The sequence below is a fragment of the Variovorax sp. GW460-12-1-14-LB1 genome, from assembly GCF_059423605.1.
In genome coordinates this window covers 1-16826 of record NZ_JBWKYF010000108.1, presented here as the reverse complement: position 1 = coordinate 16826, position 16826 = coordinate 1, and the positions used below count along the sequence as shown (strand labels likewise).

Annotated in this window: 16 protein-coding genes; 6 read left to right on the top strand and 10 right to left on the bottom strand. The window is 68.1% G+C overall.

Annotated features, from left to right (window positions below; all coding sequences use genetic code 11):
* Nucleotides 1-1887: gamma-glutamyltransferase (gene ggt / locus AC07Y4_RS30815; RefSeq protein WP_495275546.1), on the top strand; the 1887-nt coding region annotated here is incomplete at its 5' end.
* Between the two features lie 61 nt (nucleotides 1888-1948).
* Here ggt and AC07Y4_RS30810 read toward each other — a convergent pair.
* Nucleotides 1949-3397, bottom strand: coding sequence for a M20/M25/M40 family metallo-hydrolase (locus AC07Y4_RS30810; protein ID WP_070059629.1), 1449 nt, complete (start codon nucleotides 3395-3397; stop codon nucleotides 1949-1951).
* A gap of 104 nt (nucleotides 3398-3501) precedes the next feature.
* Here AC07Y4_RS30810 and earP point away from each other — a divergent pair, with 104 nt between their 5' ends.
* The 3 genes from earP to AC07Y4_RS30795 all read left to right on the top strand — a co-directional run bounded on the left by earP (nucleotide 3502) and on the right by AC07Y4_RS30795 (nucleotide 6296).
* Entirely contained in the window at nucleotides 3502-4602 is a 1101-nt protein-coding gene (gene earP / locus AC07Y4_RS30805) for an elongation factor P maturation arginine rhamnosyltransferase EarP (protein ID WP_487849259.1), read from the top strand.
* 153 nt (nucleotides 4603-4755) lie between these two features.
* Entirely contained in the window at nucleotides 4756-5310 is a 555-nt protein-coding gene (gene efp / locus AC07Y4_RS30800) for an elongation factor P (RefSeq protein WP_062479082.1), read from the top strand.
* Between the two features lie 122 nt (nucleotides 5311-5432).
* Nucleotides 5433-6296 (top strand): LOG family protein, encoded by an 864-nt coding sequence (locus tag AC07Y4_RS30795; RefSeq protein WP_070059745.1) that lies wholly within the window; start codon nucleotides 5433-5435, stop codon nucleotides 6294-6296.
* Nucleotides 6297-6305: 9 nt separating this feature from the next.
* Here AC07Y4_RS30795 and AC07Y4_RS30790 read toward each other — a convergent pair whose 3' ends face one another.
* The 8 genes from AC07Y4_RS30790 to pncB form a co-directional block, all read right to left on the bottom strand.
* Nucleotides 6306-6956: a TetR/AcrR family transcriptional regulator gene (locus tag AC07Y4_RS30790; protein WP_354347215.1), complete on the bottom strand. Its 651-nt coding sequence runs from the start codon at nucleotides 6954-6956 to the stop codon at nucleotides 6306-6308.
* A 2-nt stretch (nucleotides 6957-6958) separates the two neighbouring features.
* A complete protein-coding gene (locus AC07Y4_RS30785) occupies nucleotides 6959-7417 on the bottom strand; it encodes a hypothetical protein (protein ID WP_447742978.1) in 459 nt (152 codons plus the stop codon).
* A gap of 82 nt (nucleotides 7418-7499) precedes the next feature.
* Nucleotides 7500-9038: an MFS transporter gene (locus tag AC07Y4_RS30780; protein WP_487849260.1), complete on the bottom strand. Its 1539-nt coding sequence runs from the start codon at nucleotides 9036-9038 to the stop codon at nucleotides 7500-7502.
* Nucleotides 9039-9169: 131 nt separating this feature from the next.
* Nucleotides 9170-10333, bottom strand: a complete 1164-nt coding sequence (locus AC07Y4_RS30775; RefSeq protein ID WP_070059634.1) for an MFS transporter — start codon at nucleotides 10331-10333, stop codon at nucleotides 9170-9172.
* Entirely contained in the window at nucleotides 10330-11700 is a 1371-nt protein-coding gene (locus AC07Y4_RS30770; RefSeq protein WP_487849344.1) for a DNA recombination protein RmuC, read from the bottom strand. Before AC07Y4_RS30770 ends, AC07Y4_RS30775 begins: the two co-directional genes overlap by 4 nt.
* A 36-nt stretch (nucleotides 11701-11736) precedes the next feature.
* Nucleotides 11737-12729 carry a 2-hydroxyacid dehydrogenase gene (locus tag AC07Y4_RS30765; protein ID WP_487849261.1) on the bottom strand — a complete coding sequence of 331 codons (993 nt, stop codon included), beginning with the start codon at nucleotides 12727-12729 and terminating at the stop codon, nucleotides 11737-11739.
* Nucleotides 12730-12763: 34 nt separating this feature from the next.
* Complete coding sequence (locus tag AC07Y4_RS30760) at nucleotides 12764-14176, bottom strand: sodium:proton antiporter (RefSeq protein WP_487849262.1); 1413 nt, start codon at nucleotides 14174-14176, stop codon at nucleotides 12764-12766.
* A gap of 36 nt (nucleotides 14177-14212) precedes the next feature.
* Complete coding sequence (pncB, locus tag AC07Y4_RS30755) at nucleotides 14213-15433, bottom strand: nicotinate phosphoribosyltransferase (protein WP_070059637.1); 1221 nt, start codon at nucleotides 15431-15433, stop codon at nucleotides 14213-14215.
* Nucleotides 15434-15618: 185 nt separating this feature from the next.
* Between pncB and AC07Y4_RS30750 the strand changes: the two genes are divergently transcribed.
* Complete coding sequence (locus AC07Y4_RS30750) at nucleotides 15619-15852, top strand: CsbD family protein (RefSeq protein WP_095950977.1); 234 nt, start codon at nucleotides 15619-15621, stop codon at nucleotides 15850-15852.
* Between the two features lie 72 nt (nucleotides 15853-15924).
* On the top strand, nucleotides 15925-16335 hold the full coding sequence (locus AC07Y4_RS30745; RefSeq protein ID WP_159277576.1) for a hypothetical protein: 411 nt from the start codon (nucleotides 15925-15927) through the stop codon (nucleotides 16333-16335).
* 57 nt (nucleotides 16336-16392) lie between these two features.
* Here AC07Y4_RS30745 and AC07Y4_RS30740 read toward each other — a convergent pair.
* A partial coding sequence (locus tag AC07Y4_RS30740; protein WP_495275545.1) for an acyl-CoA thioesterase occupies nucleotides 16393-16826 on the bottom strand: 434 nt, incomplete at its 5' end.

Below are 16826 nucleotides of genomic sequence, written 5' to 3'. Positions count from 1 at the left end.
GCCCCACCCGCCGCCGACAACGGCTGCCAGATCCCGAGCAGCGGCACCTCGGTGGTCGTCGGCTCGGGCGACCCGGGCGATCCGGCCGCGCCGGAGCCGGCGTCGGGCTACGTGCCCGGCCACAAGCTGGTGTACGCCAAGAACTACATGGTGGTCGCCAACCACCCGCTGGCCACGCGCGCCGGCTGCGACGTGCTGAAAGCCGGCGGCAGCGCGGTCGATGCGGCGGTGGCGGTGCAGGCGGTGCTCGGCCTGGTCGAGCCGCAATCGAGCGGGCTCGGTGGCGGCGCCTTCATGCTCCATTACGACGCGGCGACGAAGAAGGTGCAGGCGTACGACGGGCGCGAGACCGCACCCGCAGCGGCGACCGAGAACTACCTGCGCTATGTGGACGATGCCACCGACACCAGCGCGCCCGTGCCCAGCGCCCGCTGGAGCGGCCGTTCCATCGGTACGCCCGGTGCCGTACGCATGCTCGACATCGCTTATCAAGACCACGGCAAACTGCCCTGGAAAGACCTGTTCGGCTACGGCATCACGCTCGCGTCCGACGGCTTCCTGATCGGCGGACGCATGGCGACCGCCATCGCGGGCTCCGCGACACACCTGAAGCGCGACGCCGACGCCACGGCCTACTTCTTCAACGCCGACGGCACGCCGAAGGCGCTGGGCACCAGGCTCACGAACCCGGCCTACGCCAAGACGCTGAACGCCATCGCCACGCAAGGCGCCAACGCCTTCTACGCAGGCGACATCGCCAAGGGCATCGTCGACAAGATCGGGGTCAGCGCCGCTGTCGATGGCTCGGCCATCACGCCCGGCAAGACCACGCAGGCCGACCTGGCCAGCTACAAGGCCAAGCGCCGCGACCCGGTCTGCGGCACCTACCGCGATTACTACGTGTGCGGCATGTCGCCGCCGTCCTCGGGCGGCATTGCGGTGATGCAGACGCTCGGCATCCTTGAGACCTTCAATCTCGGCCTGCATAAGCCGACCGCCATCGACCTCGAAGGCGGCAAGCCGAGCGTGATGGGCGTGCACCTGGTGAGCGAGGCCGAGCGCCTGGCCTACGCCGACCGCGAAAAGTACGTGGCCGACACCGACTTCGTCCCGCTGCCGTACGGCTCGATCGATTCCCTGATCAATAAGCCCTACCTGCAGGGCCGTGCCAGCCTCATCAGTCTGGCGAAGAGCATGGGCACCGCCCAGCCCGGCGATCTTGGCGACGTTCCGCTCGGCATCGACAAGACCGAAGAGCACGGCACCACGCATTTCACCATCGTCGACAAGCAGGGCAACGTGGTCGTGATGACTACCACGGTGGAAGGCGGCATGGGGTCGGCCCACATGACGCAGGGCTTCCTGCTGAACAATCAGCTGACCGATTTCTCGGACGAACCGTACGGCAGGCCCACGCAGACCTACAAGGTTGCCAACCGCGTCGCCCCAGGCAAGCGTCCGCGCAGCTCGATGGCGCCAACGCTGGTGTTCAAAAAGAACGCCGACGGCAGCATGGGCGAGTTCGTGATGGGCACCGGCTCGCCCGGCGGCAGCAACATCATCCAGTACGTGGTGAAGACGCTGGTCGGCGCGCTCGACTGGGGGCTGGATGCGCAACAAGCCACGTCGCTGGTCGACTTCGGGGCGCCCAACTCCGTGACCACCAACGTCGGCGGCGAGCACCCGAACGTCGACGAGACCAACTCGGGCCTCAACGACCCGCTGGTCGCCGGATTGATCGGGCTGGGTCACAAGGTGTCGGTGACACCGCAGTCCAGCGGCGTGAGCACCATCATCCGCACGAACGTCGGCGGCAAGCCCGCACTGACCGGCGGCGCAGACCCGCGCCGCGAAGGCATCGTGCTGGGCGACACCTTCACGCCCTGAACGACCAGGGGGCTGGCGCCGCCTTCGCCGCGCCAGCCCCCTTGCCTGATCACCTGCCTGTTTACTTCGCGACTTCCGACACCAGCCGGTACAGGAACTCGCGCCCGTCGTACAGGCGCTGGATCTCGATGCGCTCGTCCAGCCCGTGCGCACGCGCATCGGCCGGCTCCAGGAACATGCCGGTCACGCCGTACATCGGGATGCCGGCGTTGCGCAGGAAGCGGCTGTCGGTGGCGCCGGTGCTCATGGCGGGCACCACGGGCACGCCGGGCCACATCTGCTGCGTGAGCGTCTCGACCGTCTTCACGAGGTCGCCGTTGAGCGGCGAGGCCGGGCTGCGCAGCGGCTTGCCCATGTTGCGCACCACGATCTTGTCGTTGCCCACGGCCTGGGTCAGCAGGCGCTCGACTTCTTCAGGGTCATCGTGCGGCAGGATGCGACAGTTGACCGTGGCCTTGGCCGATTGCGGCAGCGCGTTCTCGGCATGGCCGGCCTGCACCATCGTCGCCACGCAGGTGGTGCGCAGCTGCGCGTTGTAGGCCGGGTTGGCCGTCATGCGCTCGAGCACGCCGGCGTCGGGGTTGCCGCTGCCGATGGCGCGCATGTCGTCGGCCAGCTGGCCGGTGGCAAACGGGGCGCTGCGCGCGAAGTAGGTCTTGGTGACGTCCGCGAGCTTGATCGGGAAGGCGTAGTTGCCCAGGCGCTCCAGGCCGGCCGAGAGCGCGTAGATCGGGTTGGTCTTGGTGGGCACCGAGCTGTGGCCGCCGACGTCGCGCGCCTCGAGCATGTAGGTGGTGTACATCTTCTCGGCCACCTGCATGCGGTGCAGGTTCGGCTTGCCGCCGCGCAGCTCGCCGCCGCCGCCTTCGTTGATGCCGAACTCGGCCTGCAGCAGCTCGGGCTTGTTGTTGATGAGCCAGAAGGCGCCGTTGCTGAGCGCGTCGCCGCGCTCCTCGTCGGCGGTGAGCGCCAGGATGATGTCGCGCTTGGGCTTGAAGCCTTCCTGCTTGAGCTGCCCCAGCACGGAGACCAGCGCCGCGGCCATGGCCTTGTCGTCGATGGCGCCGCGCGCCGTGAAGTAGCCGCCGGTTTCCTGCAGCTTGAAGGGGTCGGTCTTCCAGTCTTCGCGGCGGGCCTCGACCACGTCGATGTGGGCCAGCAGCAGCAGCGGCTTCTTGCTGCCGTCGCCCTTGAAGCGCAGCACCAGGTTCCCCTTCTTCGGGAAGGGCTCGAAGATCTGGATGTCGCCGGGCGCGAAGCCCGCGTCGACCAGCCGTTTTTCCATGGCCCGCGCCGCGACCGTGTTGTCGCCCACCGAGTGGGTGGTGTTGATCTCGATCAGTTCCTTGTAGATCTCGCGAAAGCGCTGCTGCTGCGCAGTGAGCGGCGCGGTCTGGGCCTGGGCGCCGGCGATGCCGGCCAGGGCCAGCGAGAGCGCGAGCACGCCGCGTCGGGCGGCGGTCAAGGGCGAAGAAGAAAACGACGAACGGCGACGGGTCTGCATCCTCATGGTCTGGCTCTCTCCGATGGTTGTTGTGGCGAGGGGCAGCATAGCAAGCGGGCCACGTTTTCGCCCGCGCCTGAGCGACCGCGAAGACAGGCACACTCGCGGCCATGGGCACGCGCATGCAATGGGACATCTTCTGCAAGGTCATCGACAACCACGGCGACCTGGGCGTCTGCTGGCGCCTGGCCTGCCAGCTCGCGGCGGCGGGCGAGCGCGCGCGGCTGTGGGTCGACGATCCGACGGCGCTGAACTGGATGGCGCCGGCCGGCTGCGACGGCGTGCAGGTGATCGACTGGTCCGACGCCGAAGCTGTGCGCCGTGCCGTCGCCGACCCTGTGCCTGACGTGTTGGTCGAGGCCTTCGGCTGCGACCCGGAGCCCGAGCTCATCGCGCGTTTCGCACAGGCCCCGAGCCCTGCGCAAGCCTGGATCAACCTCGAGTACCTGTCGGCCGAGCCCTATGTCGAGAAACTGCACCGGCTGCCCTCACCCGTGTTCAAGGGCCCAGGCGCCGGGCTGACGAAACGTTTCTTCTACCCGGGCTTCACGCCCGCGACCGGCGGCCTGCTGCGCGAGCCCGACCTGATGGCGCGCCAGGCGCGCTTCGACCGCGCCCGCTGGCTGCAGGCGCAGCAGATTCCCTGGCAGGAAGGCGAGCGCCTGGTGTCGCTCTTCTGTTATGAGCCGCCCGCGCTGGCCGCACTGCTCGCCCAGCTGGCCGCCGACCCCGTGCCCACGCGGCTGCTGGTCACCGCGGGCCGGGCCGCCCATGCGGTGCAGGCCTGCCTTGCGAACACCGACGCGCCCGATCGCCCACCGGGCGGCCGGGGTTCGCTATCAATTTCATACCTCCCCTACCTCAGCCAGGCGGATTTCGACCACCTGCTGTGGGCCTGCGACCTCAACTTCGTGCGCGGCGAAGACTCGCTGGTGCGCGCCCTCTGGGCCGGCGCGCCGCTGGTCTGGCAGATCTACCCACAGGACGACGACGCGCACCACGTCAAGCTCAACGCCTGGCTCGACTGGCTCGGCGCCCCGCCGGAGCTGCGGCTTTTTCACCACGCCTGGAACGGCTTCGGCGACGCGCCCCTGCCCCCGCCCGGCCCGCTGGACGCCTGGCGCGAAACCGCCCATGCGGCGCGCGGCAGGCTGCTGGCGCAGGACGATCTGCTGGCCCAGTTGCGGCAGCTGGTCGCCGGAAAAAGCTAAAATAGCGGGCTTTGCGGAATTCAGCCCTGGCCGCCACGGTCGGGGAGGCCTTTCGCCAAACCTGCCGCGGGACATGTACGGCGGGGCCAGATACGACGGCATGCAGCGCCGAGGGCCCCGCGCACCGAGCGGCCAACATCCAGAGAACCTGATATGAAAATCGCTCAAGAAATCCGCGCCGGCAACGTCATCATGCACGGCAAGGACCCGATGGTCGTCCTCAAGACCGAATACAGCCGCGGCGGCCGCAACAGCGCCACCGTGCGCATGAAGATGAAGAGCCTGATCGCCAACTTCAACACCGAAGTGGTCTTCAAGGCCGACGACAAGATCGACCAGATCGTGCTGGACAAGAAGGAGTGCACCTACTCCTACTTCGCCGATCCGATGTACGTCTGCATGGACGCCGAGTACAACCAGTACGAAGTCGAAGCCGAGAACATGGGCGACGCCCTGAACTACCTCGAAGACGGCATGGCCGTCGAAGTGGTGTTCTACGACGGCAAGGCCATCTCGGTCGAACTGCCGACCAGCGTCGAGCGCGAAATCACCTGGACCGAGCCGGCCGTCAAGGGCGACACCTCGGGCAAGGTCATGAAGCCCGCCAAGATCGCCACCGGCTTCGAAGTCGGCGTGCCGCTGTTCGTGTCGCAAGGCGACAAGATCGAAATCGACACCCGCACCGGCGAATACCGCAAGCGCGTCTGAGCGCGTCTGCACCTGGCTGACCACCACCACGACGAAGGCTCCGCAAGGAGCCTTTTTCGTTGGCGGGCACGCGGGTTGCATCGGCGCACAATGCCAAGCCAATTCCGTTCGACGACCGTTTCATGAACAACACGCACAACATTCACGACAAGCGCCTGGCCGATGCCTGGGCCACGCTGCAGTCCCATTCCGACCGGGGCCTGCCCCTCGATCCCGATCCCTCGCGCCTGGCCTTCGCCGACCCCGAGTTCCTGCTGCGCCGCGAAACGCGCGGCATCCGCATGCAGCTCGAGCTGATGAAGCCCGACCTCGAGCAGCGCGCCCATGGCATCGAGAACACGGTGGTGGTCTTCGGCAGCGCGCGTTTCCGCAGCGAGGACGAAGCCGCCGCGCTGGTCGCGCAGGCCGAGGCGGCCGGCGACACGGCCCTGGCCGAGCGCTGGCGCCGGCTCTCGCGCAACTCGCACTACTACGAGAAGGCACGCACCTTCGGCAAGCTGGTCGCGCAGTACAGCGAGAAGAAGGAACCGCAGGACAAGCTCTTCGTGTGCACCGGCGGCGGCCCGGGCATCATGCAGGCGGCCAACCGCGGCGCGCACGAAGCCGGCGGCCTCTCGGTCGGCCTGGCGATCGCGCTGCCGATGGAAGAAGAAGCCAACCCCTACGTCACGCCGGCGCTGAGCTTCAAGTTCCACTACTTCGCGATCCGCAAGATGCATTTCATGATGCGTGCGAAAGCGCTGGTGGCGTTCCCGGGCGGCTTCGGCACGCTCGACGAGCTGTTCGAGGTGATCACGCTGGTGCAGACCAAGAAGTCGAAGCCGGTGCCGATCGTGCTCTTCGGCTCGGACTACTGGAAGAAGCTGATCGACTTCGACTTCCTGGTCGACGAAGGCGTGATCTCGCCTGGCGACGTGAAGCTCTTCGAATACGTCGACGCGCCCGAAGACGCGTGGGACGCCATCAAGCGTTTCTACAAACTCTGACCGCCCCGGTCAGGCGTCGTCGCTGTCGTCGGGCCGCAGGGCCTGCTCGAAGAAGCGCGTGAGCGCGCGGGCACGGCGGCGGCGGTCGGCCACGGGGTTCGCGTGCGGCCCCATGGCCACGGCATCGTCGGCCACGCCGTGCAGCGCATTGAAGAGGATCACGGCCGTCAGCGTCGCGTCCTCGACCTCCCACACGCCCGCAGCGTCGCCCTGTTTCAGAAGGGTGACCAGCTGCGTGATGACGACGTTGTCGTTGCGCATGCGCCGGTCCTCGGGCCGGTACTCGTGGAACACCACGTCGTGCAGCGCGACGTTGTCCAGGTAGGTCTCCAGCCCCGCTTCCACCCAGGCCTTGAGCCGCGCGCGGTACTTGCCCGGCGCGTGGCGGTCCATCGCCTCCTGCAGGCGGGCGCAGAAGGTGTCGACGAAGCGCTGCTGCAGCGCGCCGAGCAGCGCCTCCTTCGACGGAAAGTACAGGTAGAAGGTGCCCTTGGCCACCTGCGCACCGGCCGCGATGTCGTCGATGCTGGTGGCGGGGATGCCCTTGGCGATGAACAGCTGCTCGGCGGCGTCCATCAGCGCGACGGCGCGGGTCTGCGGCGCCTTGGTGCGGCGGCGCGCGGCGGTGGCGGGGGCGTCGTCGGGGCTGCTGCTTGTCATGGTCAAGAACCGGCCATGGCACCGGCGCGTGCCGTGTCGATGGCGGCGTGCACCGCCGCAGCATCGAGCCGCAGGCCGCGCGGGGCCAGCACGCGCTCGCGCAGCCAGGCCAGGGCCTCGTCGGTGCGGGCGAAGGTGCTCGCGGGAATGCCGAAGAGTTTTTCGACGTTCATCTTGCTGATCTTCTCGAACTGGTCGGCGGGCACCACGCTCGCCATGCCCATCATATGGCGGCGGATGTCGGCGCCACGCGCCTGCAGCCACTGCCTGGCACTCTGGGCGCTGCCCTCGGGATGCACCAGCGCGTCGGCGTCCGCGAACACGCGCAGCGAGACAAAGGGCTCGCCGCGGTCGAGCCAGCGGTTCCAGTCCTCGGTGAAGGCCTGCAGGCTTTCCAGCGTCTGCAGGCCTGCGGACACGCTGATGACCAGCGGCCATTGACTGAGTTCGTGACGGATCATGAAAGTCTCCTTGTAGACAACCGGAAGGCGCCGGGCACTGCGGCGCAGGAAGGGAATGCGGACGGCGGGCATGGCGAACGGCTCAGGCACGCGTGGCGGCTGCAAGCGCGGCGGCCCGCGGCCTGACACGCAGCAGCAGCCCCGCCGCCACCAGGCCGGCCACGCCGGCACAGGCCATCGCGGCGTGGAAGCCGCCCGCGAGCGCATCGCTCAGCAGCCGCTGCGCCATGCCGGCGTCGAGCACGACCAGCGCGCCGAGGTCGTGGCGGGACACCGCCGCCACGGCCGCCTGCGGTGCGTCGGGCACGCCGGCACGCGCGAGCGACTCGGCCATCAGCGCGGTGGCGCGCGTGCGCATCAGCGTGCCGAGCAGCGCGATGCCGATCAGCATGCCGCCCTGGCGCAGCGCATTCATGGTGGCCGAGGCCATGCCCGAGCGCTGCGCGGGCACCGAGGCCATCACCGCCGTGCTCGTGGCCGGCACGGCCAGGCCCGCGCCCGCCCCCAGCGCCACGAAGAGCAGCGCCAGCGGCAGGTAGGGCGTGTCGGCCGAGAAGAACGTCAGCAGCAGCATCGCCACGCCGATCAGCCCGTAGCCCGCGACCATCAGCGTGTGCACCTCGAAGCGGCGCGCCAGCCGGCCGAACTGCGAGGCCACAAGGCCGGTCGCCACGAACTGCGGCACCAGCCGCCAGCCGGTCTCGCTGGCCGACCAGCCCTGCACCTGCTGCAGGAACAGCGAGAAGAAGAACAGGCTGGCGTAGGTCGAGAAGCCCAGCACGAACGAAGCGAAGTTGGTGACCGAAAAGCGCGCGTCGCGGAACAGCGCGAGCGGCAGCAGCGGCCGTTCCACGCGCGCCTCCACCGCCAGGAACAGCGCCAGCCCGACACCCGCCGCGACGAGCGCGACCACCGCGTGGCGCGAGCCCCAGCCGTGTTCGCCCGCAGCAATGAGCCCGTAGGTCAGCGCGCCCAGCCAGAGCACGCTGAGCACCTGGCCCGCCGGGTCGAGCGCCGCATGCTCGGGGTGCGAGGACTCGCGCAGGCCCCACATCCCGAGCGCCACGGTCAGCACGCCGATCGGCAGGTTGATGAGGAAGATGCTCTGCCAGCCCGCGTGGTCCACCAGCAGCCCGCCGAGCATCGGCCCGAGGATCAGCGACAGCGCCGTGAACGACGACCAACCGCCAATCACCCGTGCGCGGCTGGCCGGCTCGGGAAAGGCGTGCGCCAGCAGCGACAGCGCGCCCGGGATCATCAGCGCGCCAGCCACGCCCTGCACCGCGCGACCCGCGAGCAGCATGGGCAGGCCCGACGTCATCGCGCACATCGCCGAGCCCACGGTGAAGACCACCACGCCGGCCAGCCAGGCGCGCTTGCGGCCGTAACGGTCGCCGATCGGGCCGGCCGACAGCATGAAGGCCGACAGGCACAGCGCATAGATGTCGATCACCCACTGCAGCCCGGCCAGGTCGGTGGCGAGCGCGCGCTGCAGCGTGGGCAGCGCGACGTTGACGATGCTCACATCGAGCGTGGCGATGAAGCTGCCGAGGTAGACCGCCGCCACCAGGGCCAGGCGGCGGCGTGGGTCGGCAGCCGCCGACGGGGAATGGGAGTCCATGGACGCCTTCGGGTCAGGAACGAAGAAGGCGCCGATACTGACTTTGAGTCAGTATTTTGTCAATCAAATGAGAATTACTGTTATTTGCAACGTGGGATTCAGGCCGCCGTCAGGCGCCCTCCCCGCGCACGTCAGAGCTTCAAGCCCCAGGTCGCTTTCGCGCCCAGCGCGAGCACGCCGCCCACCACCCAGAACACGCCGGCAATGCCGATCAGCGCGCCGAGCGAGCCGAACAGCATCGGCATCGCGACGCTCGATGCGTTGATGGTCATCAGCCGCAGCCCCAGCGCCTCGCCGTGCCGGGCATGCGGCGTGATCTGGTGCAGCATGCTCATCACCATTGGCTGCACCGCGCCGAGTGCGAAGCCCAGCACCACGGAGCAGATGCCCATGGTCCACGGTGAATTCAGCAGCGGGTAGATGGCGAACACGGCCGCAGTGACGACGGTCGAGCTCAGGATCACGCTGCGCTCCGACGCACGCGACGCGATCAGCGGCAACACGATGCGGATGACCGCCGCGGCGATCGCGAAAGCGCCGAGGATGGAGCCGATCACCGAGGCGCTGATGCCCCGGTCGTGGCCCAGCACCGGCAGCACGAAGGCGTGCACGTCCCAGCTCGACGACTGCAGCCAGTTCACGAACAGCAGGCGGCGGAACATCGGCTCGCGCAGCAGGTCCCAGGCCCGCGTGGGCGCGGCGCCCGGCACCGGCGCCACCCGCGGCGGCTCGTGCGCGCCGCGCGCCAGCAGCCAGCACAGCAGCGGCAAAAAGGCCATCACGGCGAAGCAGATGCGAAAGGCCAGCAGGTCGGCCGGCGCACGGCCGGCGTGGTCGATCAGCATCCCGGCCAGGAAAGGCCCGACGAAGTTCGCCGCCGCCGGCGCGATGGCGAGCCAGCTGAACACGCGCTTGAGCTGCGTCGGGTCGGTGGCCGAGCGCCCCACGTGCCGCTGCAGCGCGATGACGGTCGCGCCGGTGGCGCCGCCGGTCAGCAGCGCGGCGATGCACATGACGGGGAACACCGGAAAAATCAGCGCCAGCCCTGCCCCGCCCGAGGCCGCGATCACCGACAGCCACAGCGGACGCTTGAGCCCGTGCCGGTCGGCGAAGCGCCCGGCCGGCAATGCAAGAAACACCTGGGTCAGCGCGAACAGCGCGATCAGCAGGCCGACGGCCGCTGCGCTGTAGCCTTGCTGCAGCGCCAGCAGCGGTGTGGCGAGCCGCATGCCCGCCATCGTGGCGTGCAAACAGACCTGCGCCACGATGACACGCAGCAGTTCAGAACCTTTCACGGGGTGTCGTCGCCCTCGCTGTCAGTGTCGGCCGTGGGCGGCAGCAGCGCCTGCGATTGCGCCTCGGGCAAGGCCTCGACCTTGCGCAGCGCCAGGCGCATCTGCTTGGCGCGCGTGTCGGCCTTGTCGATGGTGTCGGAAGCCTTGGCCACCTGCTCCTTGATGCGCGCGACCCACTCGCCGTAGCGCTCGAACTCGGTCTTGACCGCGCCCAGCACCTTCCAGACCTCGGAGGCCTGGCGCTCCAGCGCCAGCGTGCGAAAGCCCATGTGCAGGCTGTTGAGCATGGCGAGCAAGGTGGTCGGGCCGGCCAGCGTCACGCGGTGCTGGCGCTGGATCGCGTCCATCAGTCCGGGGCGGCGCAGCACCTCGGCATAGAGGCTCTCGACCGGCAGGAACAGGATCGCGAAGTCGGTGGTGTGCGGCGCCGCGAGGTAGTTCTCGGCGATCGACTTGGCCTCGACGCGGATGCGCGTCTCGAGCGCCTTGGCCGCGGCCTCGGCGCCGGCCGCATCGGCGCGCTCGTGGGCGTCGATGAGGCGTTCGTAGTCGTCGCGCGGAAACTTGGCGTCGATCGGCAGCCACACCGGCGCGCCGTCGTCGCCGCGCCCCGGAAAGCGGATCGCGAAGTCGACGCGCTGGCCGCTGCGCGGCTTGGTCTCGACCTGGCGCGCGTACTGCTCGGGCGTGAGCACCTGCTCGAGCAGCGCCTCGAGCTGCACCTCGCCGAACACGCCGCGCGTCTTCACGTTGGTCAGCACGCGCTGCAGGCTGCCCACGCCGACGGCCAGCGTCTGCATCTCGCCCAGGCCCTTGTGCACCTGCTCGAGCCGGTCGGCCACCTGCTTGAAGCTTTCGCCCAGGCGCGCCTCGAGCGTGCTCTGCAGTTTTTCGTCGACGGTCTTGCGCATCTCGTCGAGCTTGGCGGTGTTGCTCTGCTGCAGCTGGGCGAGCTGGGTTTCCATGGTCGTGCGCACCTCGGAAAGGCGGCGCGCGTTCGATTCGCTCAGGCCCTGCAGCTGGGTGTTCAGCGTGTCGGCCAAGGTCTTCTGCAGCGACGCGAGCTGCAGCGCGAAGGCGTCGAGCTGCGCGTTCTGCGTGCGCGTGGCCTCGGCGCCCTGCTGCACCAGCGACTGCTGGAAGGTGGCGAAGGCCTGCGCGGTTTCCTGGCGTGCGCCGCGCGAGCTTTCGCCGATCTCGTGGCGCAGCTCGCGCTCAGTGCGTTCGTTGGCGCGGCCCATGGCGGCGAGCACGCCCAGCATTTCGCTGTGGTCGGGTGGGGGTGGCCGGCGGGCCAGCAGCCAGATGACCAGCACCAGCTGCACCACGGCGAATGCGGCCAGTGCGAGAAGAATCAGATCCGTCAGTTCCAAGGTGGGGGGCGTGTCGCTCTCGCTGTCAGGTTACTTCGTGGCCGCCGGCACCGGCGTGACGGGGGTCAAGGGCCCCTTGCCGGAGCCCCAGGCGATGAGGTTGTCGGCCGCCAGGTCGGCCATGGCGCGGCGCGTGGGCACGGTGGCGCTGGCGATGTGCGGCGTGAGCACCACGTTGGGCACGGTGAGCAGGTCGGGGTGGACCTTGGGCTCGCCCTCGAACACGTCGAGGCCGGCGGCGGCGATGCGCTTCTCGCGCAGCGCCACGGCCAGTGCCGCGTCGTCGACGATGCCGCCGCGCGCGATGTTGACCAGCGTGGCGGTCGGCTTCATGAGCGCGATCTCGGCCGCGCCGATGGTGTGGTGCGAGGCCGGCGAGTACGGCACGACCAGCACGACGTGGTCGGCGGTCTTGAGCAGCTCGTCCTTGCCGACATAGCGGGCCTTGCACTCGGCCTCGAGCGCGGCGTCGAGGCGCGAGCGGTTGTGATAGATCACGTTCATGCCGAAGCCGTGCGCGCCGCGCCTGGCGATGCCCTGCCCGATGCGGCCCATGCCGATGATGCCGAGCGTCGAGCCGTGGATGTCGGAGCCGGCGAACATGTCGTAGCTCCACTTTTCCCACTTGCCCGCGCGCAGGAAGTGTTCGCTCTCGGTGATGCGGCGCGCGGTGGCCATGAGCAGCGCGAAGCCGAAGTCGGCCGTGGTCTCGGTCAGCACGTCGGGCGCGTTGGTGCCCAGCACGCCGCGCGCGGCCATGGCGTCGACGTCGAAGTTGTTGTAGCCCACGGCCATGTTGGCGCAGATCTTCAGCTCGGGGCAGGCGTCGAGCACCGCGGCGTCGATGCGCTCGCTGCCGGTGGTGAAGGCGCCCTGCTTGCCCTGCAGCTTGGCGATCAACTGGTCCTTGCTCCAGGTCTCGTCGGCCTGGTTCGACTCGACCTCGAAATGCTGCGCGAGACGCGCGAGGGTCTCGGGGAACACCGCGCGCGCGACCAGGATCTTGGGCTTGCTGCTGCTCATGGAACGTGTCTCTTTCTTTGAAGGGCTGGAAGGATCAACGGAAGAAGATGAAGGTGCACAGGACGAACAGCGGGACCAGGATCGCCCCCGACCACGCCATGTAGCCGAAGAAGCTGGGCATGCGCACGCCGCGGCTTTCGGCGATGGCCTTGACCATCAGGTTCGGCGCGTTGCCGATGTAGGTGTTGGCGCCCATGAACACGGCGCCGGCCGAGATGGCGGCCAGCGTGCTGGCATAGGTGGTCATGAGCGCCACCGGGTCGCCGCCCGCCGTGTTGAAGAACACGAGGTAGGTCGGCGCGTTGTCCAGGAACGAGCTCAGGATGCCGGTGGCCCAGAAGTACATGGCCGGGTCGGGCTGACCGTCGGCGCGCGTCACGGCCGCCACGATGGCGCCGAACGGGCCCTGTGTGCCGGCCTTGAGCATGGCGATCACCGGGATGATGGTCAGGAAGATGCCGGCGAAGAGCTTGGCCACCTCGGCCATCGGGCCCCACTCGAACTGGTTGTCGGCGTGCACCTTGGGCGCCGTGAGCTTGTACGAGACGATGGCGATCAGCGCCAGCCCCACGTCGCGCACCAGGCCCGGCAGGCCGACCTCGGTGCCGAACACGTCGAACACCACAGGCGATTTCCAGAAGCCGCTCAGCAGCACCAGCGCGACGATGCTGCCCAAGAGCCAGAAATTGGCCGCGCCGTCGAAGCCCAGGCGCGGCGTGTCGGGCGTCGGGTCGACGGGCAGCACGCCGTCCTTGCGGTAGAAGTGGCGGTCGATGGCATAGAACAGCGCCAGCAGCACGGCCAGGATGAAGATCGTCTCGGGCAGGATGTGCTGCGCGGTCCAGAAGAAGCCCACGCCCTTGAGGAAGCCGAGGAACAGCGGCGGGTCGCCCAGCGGCGTGAGCGAGCCGCCCGCGTTCGACACGATGAAGATGAAGAACACGATCACGTGCACCTTGCGCTGCCGGTTGTCGTTGGCCCGGATCAGCGGCCGGATCAGCAGCATCGAGGCGCCCGTGGTCCCCATGAAGCTCGCGAGCACCGCGCCGATGGCCAGGATCGCCGTGTTGAGCCCCGGCGTGCCATGCAGGTTGCCGCGGATGTGGATGCCCCCCGCCACGGTGAACAGCGCCGTGAGCAGGATGATGAACGGGATGTACTCGGCGACCAGTGCATGCACCAGCTGCACGCCCGCCAGCCCCGCGCCGTAGGTCGCGGCAAAAGGCAGCAGGAAGGCCAGCGCCCAAGCGGCGGAAATCTTGCCGTAGTGGTGATGCCAGAACGAAGGCGTGGCCAGCGGCAGCAGCGCGATGGACAGCAGGATGCCGGCGAACGGCACGCCCCACAGCGGCGAGAGCGCGGCGCCGTCGAAATCGGCGGCGAAAGCCAGGGCGGGAAAGAGCATCGGCAGCGCCGCGGCTGCCGTCAGTCGGATCGTTTTCTTCATGGGGGCTGTACCGTACCAGACAGGTCAGTACAGCCTTCAAACGGGGGGTTGTTCGATCTCGAACACCTGGCGCAGGTAGGCCAGGTATTTCTCGTCCTCGCACATGTTCTTGGACGGCGTGTCCGACAGCTTGGCCACCGGCTGGTCGTTGCACTGAATCATCTTGATGACGATCTGCAGCGGCTCGTAGCCCAGGTCGTTGGTGAGGTTGGTGCCGATGCCGAAGGCCAGCAGGCAGCGCCCGCGGAACTGCTGGTACAGCTCGATGGTGCGCGGCACCGTGAGGCCGTCGCTGAAGATCAGCGTCTTGGTGAGCGGATCGACCCGGTTCGCGTGGTAGTGCGCCAGCATGCGCTCGCCCCACTGGAACGGGTCGCCGCTGTCGTGGCGGGCGCCGTCGAAGAGCTTGCAGAAGTACAGGTCGAAGTCGCGCAGAAAGGCGCTCATGCCGTACACGTCGGACAGCGCAATGCCCAGGTCGCCGCGGTATTCACGGGCCCAGCTCTCGAAGCCGAAGATCTGGCTGTCGCGCAGGCGCGGGCCCAGCGCCTGGCAGGCCTGCAGGTACTCGTGCGCCATGGTGCCCAGCGGGATGAGCCCGAGCTTCATGGCGTACAGCACGTTGCTGGTGCCCGCCAGCTGCGGCAGCCGCTCGCCCGCAGGCGACTTGGCCGGCGGCGAGGCCACGGCGCCGAGCCGCTGGGTCAGGGTGCGCAGCACTTCCTCGTGCCAGTCTTTCGAGAAGCGGCGGCGCGTGCCGTAGTCGGCGATCTTCAGGTCGCCCAGGCCGGCTTCCTGCAGCTGGCTGATCTTGAGGTCGAGGCGGCGGCGGCCTTCTTCGAAGTCGGGGTTCTTCTGCGTGTTGCGAAAGTAGACCTCGTTCACGATGGCCAGCACCGGGATCTCGAACAGGATGGTGTGCAGCCACGGCCCCTTGATGCGGATCTCGAGCTCGCCCGAGGGCTGGGGAATGACGTTGATGTACTTCTCGTTGAGCCGGAACAGGCCCAGGAAGTCGACGAAGTCGCTCTTGATGAAGCGCATCGAGCGCAGGTAGGCAAGTTCGGCATCGCGAAACTGCAGCGAGCACAGGCTGCGGATCTCGTCGCGGATCTGTCCCGCGAACTGCGCGAGGTTGACGCCTGGGTTGCGGCACTTGAAGCGGTACTCGACCCGCGCCCCCGGAAAGTGGTGCAGGACCACCTGCATCATCGTGAACTTGTAGAGGTCGGTGTCGAGCAGGCTGTGAATGATCATGGTGCGGTGCGCGGTGTCTCGGGTCTCTGTCGTCGGCGTCCGTTCCATTATCACGGCCTGCGTCGGCCTGTGCCTACGAGGGCCGGCCTGCACGTCCTACCGGCAGGGGGAATCACTCACGCGACATTGGTTTCACGGCGGCGGCATGTTCCGCCGGGTCATCACTCTTTCTCAAGGAGATTCGCATGAACAAGGACACCATCGAAGGCAACTGGAAGCAGCTCAAGGGCAAGATCAAGGAGCAGTGGGGCAAGCTGACCGACGACGACTTCGACGTCATCGCCGGCAAGCGCGACCAGCTGCTGGGCCGCATCCAGGAACGCCACGGCATCAGCCGCGACGAGGCCGAGAAGCAGGTCAAGGACTGGGAATCTCGCGACGGCCGCTCGCCGGACGCACTCTGGTTCGAGAAGAACTGAGAAAGAAGCAAGCGCCCTGCGCCCTTCCCTTCTCTTCTCTTTCCCTGTCATTCACCGCAAAGGACACACACCATGAAAAAACAACACCTCGTCATGCTCGCCCTCGCCTCCACCTTCTTCGTCGCCGGCCAGGCCGGTGCGATGACCAAGGACGAGTACAAGGTCGCCAAGGAAAAGGTCGAGGCCGACTACAAGGTCGCCAAGGCCCAGTGCGACACGATGAAGGACAACGCCAAGGACGTCTGCCAGAAGGAAGCCAAGGGCAAGGAAGAAGTGGCCAAGGCCGAACTGGAGCAGCAGTACCAGCCGAGCGACAGCCATGCCCGCAAGGTGGCCGAAGAGAAGGTGAAGGCCACCTATGAAGTCGCGAAGGAAAAGTGCGACGACCAGAATGGCGCAGCCAAGGACGCTTGCGTGAAGCAGGCCAAGGCTGATGAAGCTCAGGGCAAGGCCGACATCAAGGCCATGAAGAAGACGATGTAAGCGGGGCTGCGCCCCCACTCACGGACGGCGCCTGCGGGCGCCGTTTTTCATGGGCGCTCAGGCGCGCAGCGAATCGACCACTTGCTGCAGCGCCTCGGGCAACTGCACCGGCCGCTGCGTCCCGCGGTCGACGTACACATGCACGAAGTGCCCCTGCGCGGCCGCGGTGTCGGAACCCTCAGCGAACAGCGCGATCTCGTAGCGCACGCTTGAGCGGCCCGCCTGCGCCACGCGGATGCCCGCCTCCACCGTCTGCGGGAAGGCCACCGGCGCGAAGTAGTTGCACTGCGTCTCGACCACGAAGCCGATGGTCTGGCCGCCATGGATATCGAGCGCGCCGCGCTCGATGAGCAGCGCGTTCACCGCGGTGTCGAACCAACTGTAGTAGACGACGTTGTTGACGTGGCCGTACATGTCGTTGTCGGCCCAGCGCGTCGGGATGCTGCGAAACGCCCGGTAGGCGCTGCGGGTGTGGGGCGTGGGCTTGGGGG

What these genes read in the sequence shown, in the direction of transcription:
- AC07Y4_RS30810 (WP_070059629.1), bottom strand. Translation starts at nt 3,397, where the DNA reads ATGAGGATGCAGACCCGTCGCCGTTCGTCGTTTTCTTCTTCGCCCTTG.
- earP (WP_487849259.1), top strand. Translation starts at nt 3,502, where the DNA reads ATGGGCACGCGCATGCAATGGGACATCTTCTGCAAGGTCATCGACAAC.
- efp (WP_062479082.1), top strand. Translation starts at nt 4,756, where the DNA reads ATGAAAATCGCTCAAGAAATCCGCGCCGGCAACGTCATCATGCACGGC.
- AC07Y4_RS30795 (WP_070059745.1), top strand. Translation starts at nt 5,433, where the DNA reads ATGAACAACACGCACAACATTCACGACAAGCGCCTGGCCGATGCCTGG.
- AC07Y4_RS30790 (WP_354347215.1), bottom strand. Translation starts at nt 6,956, where the DNA reads ATGACAAGCAGCAGCCCCGACGACGCCCCCGCCACCGCCGCGCGCCGC.
- AC07Y4_RS30785 (WP_447742978.1), bottom strand. Translation starts at nt 7,417, where the DNA reads ATGATCCGTCACGAACTCAGTCAATGGCCGCTGGTCATCAGCGTGTCC.
- AC07Y4_RS30780 (WP_487849260.1), bottom strand. Translation starts at nt 9,038, where the DNA reads ATGGACTCCCATTCCCCGTCGGCGGCTGCCGACCCACGCCGCCGCCTG.
- AC07Y4_RS30765 (WP_487849261.1), bottom strand. Translation starts at nt 12,729, where the DNA reads ATGAGCAGCAGCAAGCCCAAGATCCTGGTCGCGCGCGCGGTGTTCCCC.
- AC07Y4_RS30760 (WP_487849262.1), bottom strand. Translation starts at nt 14,176, where the DNA reads ATGAAGAAAACGATCCGACTGACGGCAGCCGCGGCGCTGCCGATGCTC.
- pncB (WP_070059637.1), bottom strand. Translation starts at nt 15,433, where the DNA reads ATGATCATTCACAGCCTGCTCGACACCGACCTCTACAAGTTCACGATG.
- AC07Y4_RS30750 (WP_095950977.1), top strand. Translation starts at nt 15,619, where the DNA reads ATGAACAAGGACACCATCGAAGGCAACTGGAAGCAGCTCAAGGGCAAG.
- AC07Y4_RS30745 (WP_159277576.1), top strand. Translation starts at nt 15,925, where the DNA reads ATGAAAAAACAACACCTCGTCATGCTCGCCCTCGCCTCCACCTTCTTC.